This window comes from Terrabacter terrae, from assembly GCF_039529575.1.
Classification (GTDB): Bacteria; Actinomycetota; Actinomycetes; order Actinomycetales; family Dermatophilaceae; genus Terrabacter; species Terrabacter terrae.
Genome location: NZ_BAAANB010000015.1, coordinates 1 through 4692 on the forward strand (window position 1 = coordinate 1; position 4692 = coordinate 4692).

Annotated in this window: 5 protein-coding genes; 3 read left to right on the forward strand and 2 right to left on the reverse strand. The window is 71.9% G+C overall.

Translation table 11 applies throughout. The features are described from left to right. Positions 1–1487, reverse strand: a 1487-nt coding sequence (locus ABD194_RS08850; protein WP_343990276.1) for a glycerol-3-phosphate dehydrogenase/oxidase, incomplete at its 3' end; no start/stop codon positions are given. A 145-nt stretch (positions 1488–1632) separates the two neighbouring features. On the opposite strand from ABD194_RS08850, the gene glpK reads away from it, so the two are divergent. Next, positions 1633–3159 (forward strand): glycerol kinase GlpK, encoded by a 1527-nt coding sequence (gene glpK, locus ABD194_RS08855; protein WP_343990279.1) that lies wholly within the window; start codon positions 1633–1635, stop codon positions 3157–3159. Between the two features lie 20 nt (positions 3160–3179). On the opposite strand, the gene tpx is transcribed toward glpK, so the two are convergent. Next, positions 3180–3674 carry a thiol peroxidase gene (gene tpx / locus ABD194_RS08860; RefSeq protein WP_343990282.1) on the reverse strand — a complete coding sequence of 165 codons (495 nt, stop codon included), beginning with the start codon at positions 3672–3674 and terminating at the stop codon, positions 3180–3182. A gap of 58 nt (positions 3675–3732) precedes the next feature. On the opposite strand from tpx, the gene ABD194_RS08865 reads away from it, so the two are divergent. Next, the gene (locus ABD194_RS08865) at positions 3733–3981 is read left to right on the forward strand and encodes a hypothetical protein (protein ID WP_343990285.1); all 249 of its coding nucleotides are present in this window, start codon (positions 3733–3735) and stop codon (positions 3979–3981) included. Positions 3982–4055: 74 nt separating this feature from the next. After that, the coding region (locus ABD194_RS08870; protein ID WP_343990288.1) for an alpha/beta hydrolase at positions 4056–4692 on the forward strand (637 nt) is incomplete at its 3' end.

The following is a 4692-nucleotide window of genomic DNA, read 5'->3' on the forward strand; positions in this document are numbered from 1 at the left end:
ATGCGGGTGCGGCGGGCCAGCACGTCGTCGAGGTGCAGCGCACCCTCGTGCGTGACGGCATACAGCGCCTCGACCTTGAGGTACTCCTCCGCGCCGGGCAGCGGCTCGTAGAGGGAGCGGTCCTGCTCGGCGAGCGCGAAGAGCTCGTGCACGAGTGAGCCGTAGCGCTCGAGCAGGTGGGTGATGCGCCAGACCGGGAGCCCCTGGTGGCGCGCGAGCCGGTCGATCTGGTTGACGAGCGCGACGTAGCCCTCGGCCCCGGACAGGGGGATGAACTCGGTGACGCTGTCGGAGACGTCGCCGCCGATGTCCTCGCGTGCCGCGTCGACGGCGTCGGCCGCCATGACGCGGTAGGTCGTGTACTTCCCTCCGGCGATCGAGATGAGGCCCGGCTGCGGACGGGCGACGGCGTGCTCGCGCGAGAGCTGGCTGGTGTCCTCGCTCTCGCCGGAGAGCAGGGGACGCAGCCCGGCGTAGACGCCCTGGATGTCGTCGTGGGTCAGCGGCACCTTCAGCATCGAGTTGATGTGCTCCAGGATGTAGTCGATGTCGGCGCGCGTGGCGGCCGGGTGCGCGAGGTCGAGCGCCCAGTCGGTGTCGGTGGTGCCGACGATCCAGTGGGTGCCCCATGGGATGACGAACAGCACCGACTTCTCGGTGCGCAGGATGAGGCCGGTCTCGGAGTTGATCCGGTCGCGCGGCACGACGATGTGCACGCCCTTGCTCGCGCGCACGTGGAAGCGCCCGCGCCCGCCGGCCATCCTCTGGATGTCGTCGGTCCACACGCCGGTGCAGTTGATGACGACGGAGGCGCGCACCTCGACGCGCCCACCGGTCTCGACGTCCTCGACGAGGGCACCGACGATCCGCTCGCCGGCGCGGAGCAGGTCGACGACGCGGGCCGAGGCGAGCACGGTGGCGCCGTATGCCGCCGCGGTGCGGATCGTCGTCAACGTGTGCCGGGCGTCGTCCGCCTGGGCGTCGTAGTAGAGCAGGCCACCGGTCAGCGCCTCGCGCCTGAGGGCAGGGGCGAGCTTGAGCGCACCGGTGCGGGTCAGCTGCTTGTGCCGGGGCACGGACCGCGCCCCGCCCATCGAGTCGTAGAGCGTCAGGCCGGCCGTGACGTACGGGCGCTCCCAGCCTCGGTTGGTCAGTGGGTAGAGGAACGAGACCGGCTTGACGAGGTGCGGCGCGATGCGGCTGAGCATGAGCTCGCGCTCCTTGAGCGCCTCGCGCACGAGGTCGAAGTTCATCTGCTCGAGGTAACGCAGGCCGCCGTGGAAGAGCTTCGAGGACCGCGACGAGGTGCCGGAGGCGAAGTCGCGCTGCTCGACGAGGGCGGTCGAGAGGCCTCGCGTGGCGGCGTCGAGGGCGACACCGGCCCCCGTCACGCCACCCCCGACGACGAGCACGTCGAACTGCTTGCTGGCGAGGCGCTTCCACGCCCGCGCCCGGTACTCCGCGTCCAGCCGCACTGGGCTCGTCATGGGGTGTCCCTTCACGTCGCTGCCGAGAGAGCCACTCTAACGAGCCGGTGCACCGCTCCCTCGGAGCTGTACAGTCCGCGTGAGCCTCCGTCGCGCCTGCGTGAGCCTCCTGACGGCGGCGAACCGCCGACTGTACGGTCGGGGCATGCCGACGGAGCACCGCAGCCATGTCGTGGCGATCGACCAGGGCACGACGAGCACGCGGGCGATGGTCTTCGACCGGCAGGGCCGGGTCGTCGCCGTCGACCAGCAGGAGCACCGGCAGATCTTCCCGCGCGCAGGCTGGGTCGAGCACGACCCGATGGAGATCTGGGAGAGCACCCGCCTCGTGGTCGGGGGCGCTCTCGGCAAGGCGAACCTCAACGCCACGCACGTCGCCGCGGTGGGCATCACGAACCAGCGCGAGACGACCGTCGTGTGGGACCGCGCGACCGGCCGGCCCGTCCACAACGCGATCGTCTGGCAGGACACCCGCACGCAGGCGATCTGCGACGACCTCGCCGGCGACGGCGGCATCGACCGGTTCAAGGACGTGACGGGACTCCCACTGGCGACGTACTTCGCCGGGCCGAAGGCCCGATGGATCCTCGACCACGTCGACGGCGCCCGTGCGCGCGCCGAGGCGGGGGAGCTGCTCTTCGGCACGATGGACACCTGGCTGCTGTGGAACCTCACCGGCGGCGCGTCCGACGAGGGCATCCACGTCACCGACGTCACCAACGCCTCGCGCACGCTGCTGATGGACCTGCGCACCCTCGAGTGGGACGCCGCGGCGGCGGAGGCGGTCGGCGTCCCCCTCGCCATGCTTCCCGAGATCCGCTCGTCCTCGGAGGTCTACGGCCGGTGCAAGCCGGGCATCCTGATCGATGTCCCGGTCGCGGGCATCCTCGGTGACCAGCAGGCGGCCACCTTCGGGCAGGGCTGCCTCGACGTGGGCAACGCGAAGAACACCTACGGCACCGGCAACTTCATGCTGCTCAACACCGGCGAGGACATCGTCGCCTCGCAGAACGGCCTGCTGACCACCGTCTGCTACCGGCTCGGGGACGCCAAGCCGGTCTACGCCCTCGAGGGCTCGATCGCCGTCACCGGCTCGCTCGTGCAGTGGCTGCGCGACAACCTCGGCCTCATCAAGGACGCCGCCGAGGTCGAGACGCTGGCCGCGAGCGTCGACGACAACGGCGGCGCCTACTTCGTACCGGCCTTCTCGGGCCTCTTCGCGCCGCACTGGCGCCCCGACGCGCGCGGTGCCCTGGTGGGGCTGACGCGCTACGTCAACAAGGGGCACATCGCGCGAGCGGCCTTGGAGGCCACGGCCTTCCAGACCCGCGAGGTGCTCGAGGCGATGAACGCCGACTCCGGCGTGCCGCTCACGGAGCTGCGCGTCGACGGCGGCATGGTCGTCAACGAGACGCTGATGCAGTTCCAGGCCGACCTGCTCGGGGTCGACGTCGTGCGTCCTGTCGTCGCCGAGACGACCGCGCTCGGCGCCGCGTATGCCGCCGGGCTGGCCGTCGGCTACTGGGCGAGCACCGACGACATCCGGGAGAACTGGGGCGAGGACCGGCGCTGGACCCCGCAGATGGACGAGGCGGAGCGCGAGCGGCTCTACCGCTCCTGGAGGAAGGCCGTGCAGCGCACCCTCGACTGGGTCGACGACGACACGCAGTGAGCCCGGCCGGCGCCCTCCGGTCAGCCGAGCGCGGCGACCGCCGCGTCGTAGTCCGGCTCCTGGCCGATGGCCGGGACGAGCTCGGTGTGCAGCACCGTGCCGTCGGCGTCGATGACGACCACCGCGCGGGCCATGAGGCACGCGAACCCGCCGTTCTCCATGCGGACGCCGTAGTCGAAGCCGAAGCTCGAGCGGAACGTCGAGGCGGCGACGACGTTGTCGATCCCCTCGGCCCCGCAGAACCGGCCGAGTGCGAAGGGCAGGTCGGCCGACACGCAGACGACCGTCGCGTTGTCGAGGCCGGCCGCGATCTCGTTGAAGCGGCGCACGCTCGTCGCGCAGACGCCGGTCTCGACGCTCGGGAAGATGTTGAGGACCACCCGCGTGCCCGCGGGGAGGCTGACGTCGTCGCGCAGGTCGGCGCCGGTCAGCGTGTATGCCGGGGCGGGGGAGCCCACGGCCGGCAGCTCGCCGACGGTGTGCACGAGGGTGTCTCCGAGAGAGGTGGTGGCCATGCCTGACTTTCTACACCGTCCCGCGACCGTGCCCGCGAGCCCCCGTAGGTTGGGGCGCATGAGTGAGTCGCGGGAGCCCGGCGGCGGCATGCGCCTGGTCATCAACCTCGTCGGTGTCCTCGGCCTCCTCTTCGGGGTCCTGCCGATCGTGCGCTACCTGCTCGAGCTCCCCGTCCTCGAGCTGACCACCGTGCCGTACGACTGGCTCCGGCTCGAGGGCGCGGCCCGCTTCCTCCCGCCCGTCATGGTGCTCGTCGTGTGCATCGTCGTGGCCTATGTCCTCGAGCAGCGCCTCGACCGCGACTGACCCGCCCCCCACGGCCCGCGCCAACCCTGGACGGCGGGGACGCTTCCGTCCGAGCCCCGTGATGTGATGTGGGCATGTCGGTCCGGGCGCCCCTCCTCGCCGCGCTGCTGCTCGGCTCGAGCCTGGCGACGGCCCCGGCCTCGGCTGCCTGGGCAGCCGACCCCGTCACCCCGCAGGCCACGACCGTCCCGGTGGGCGCCGAGCCCGACGGCACGCCCGTGCGCCTCGACGTGTCGGTGTGGCCTCAGTCGAGCGGGAGGCACCCGGTCGTGCTGCTCGCCCACGGCTTCGGCGGCAGCAAGGACTCGGTGACGGGCCAGGCGAACGACCTGCACGACCGCGGCTACGTCGTCATCGCGTGGAGTGCCCGCGGGCACGGCGCATCGGGCGGGCGCATCCACCTCAACGACCCGGCATACGAGATCGCCGACGCGAGAGCGCTGCTCGACCTCGCGGCCAAGCGCAGCGACGTCGAGCTCGACGCCCCCGGCGACCCGCGGGCGGGCGTCATGGGTGCCTCCTACGGTGGGGCGCTGGGGCTCATGCTCGCGGGTGCCGACCGCCGCGTCGACGGAGTCGTCTCGGCGATCACGTGGAACGACCTCGCCGACGCCTTCTTCCCGCAGGCGGCGGTCAGCCGGCCACCGACCACGGCCGCCGGCCGCGCGCCCATCGACGCGCCCGGACCTTTCAAGCAGGTGTGGGCAACCA

Excerpts from the sequence above, each read along its gene's own strand:
- glpK (WP_343990279.1), top strand. The coding sequence starts at position 1,633 with ATGCCGACGGAGCACCGCAGCCATGTCGTGGCGATCGACCAGGGCACG.
- tpx (WP_343990282.1), bottom strand. The coding sequence starts at position 3,674 with ATGGCCACCACCTCTCTCGGAGACACCCTCGTGCACACCGTCGGCGAG.
- ABD194_RS08865 (WP_343990285.1), top strand. The coding sequence starts at position 3,733 with ATGAGTGAGTCGCGGGAGCCCGGCGGCGGCATGCGCCTGGTCATCAAC.